1 protein-coding gene is annotated in these 793 nt (G+C 40.2%); it reads left to right on the top strand.

What is annotated here, in order from left to right; all coding sequences use genetic code 11:
- Nucleotides 1-47 precede the first annotated feature (47 nt).
- The coding region (gene ychF / locus GMD4S_RS09710; RefSeq protein WP_001218701.1) for a redox-regulated ATPase YchF at nucleotides 48-793 on the top strand (746 nt) is incomplete at its 3' end.

Here is a 793-nt window from a genome sequence, read left to right as displayed (position 1 = left end):
TGTGTTATAATGTTAGGGATTGAAATGAGAACGGAGAATGAGAAACTATGGCTTTAACAGCAGGTATCGTTGGTTTGCCAAACGTTGGGAAATCAACCCTTTTTAATGCAATTACAAAAGCAGGAGCAGAGGCGGCAAACTACCCATTTGCGACTATTGATCCAAACGTTGGGATGGTGGAAGTTCCAGATGAACGCCTACAAAAACTAACGGAAATGATTACTCCTAAAAAGACAGTTCCAACAACCTTTGAGTTTACAGATATTGCAGGGATTGTAAAAGGAGCTTCAAAAGGAGAAGGTCTAGGGAATAAATTCTTGGCCAATATCCGTGAAGTAGATGCGATTGTTCACGTTGTACGTGCTTTTGATGATGAAAATGTTATGCGCGAGCAAGGACGTGAAGACGCCTTTGTGGATCCACTTGCAGATATTGATACCATTAACCTAGAGTTGATTCTTGCTGACTTAGAATCAGTTAATAAACGCTATGCGCGTGTAGAAAAGATGGCACGTACGCAAAAAGATAAGGAATCTGTGGCAGAGTTTAACGTCCTTCAAAAAATTAAACCAGTCCTTGAAGATGGAAAATCAGCACGTACCATTGAATTCACAGATGAAGAGCAAAAAGTAGTCAAAGGTCTCTTCCTTTTAACCACTAAACCAGTTCTTTATGTTGCTAATGTGGATGAGGATGTAGTTTCAGATCCAGATTCTATCGAATATGTGAAGCAAATTCGTGAATTCGCAGCGACAGAAAATGCAGAGGTAGTAGTTATTTCTGCGCGTGCTGA

This window comes from Streptococcus sp. GMD4S (genome assembly GCF_000296955.1).
This window is presented reverse-complemented; position numbering and strand designations above follow the sequence as displayed.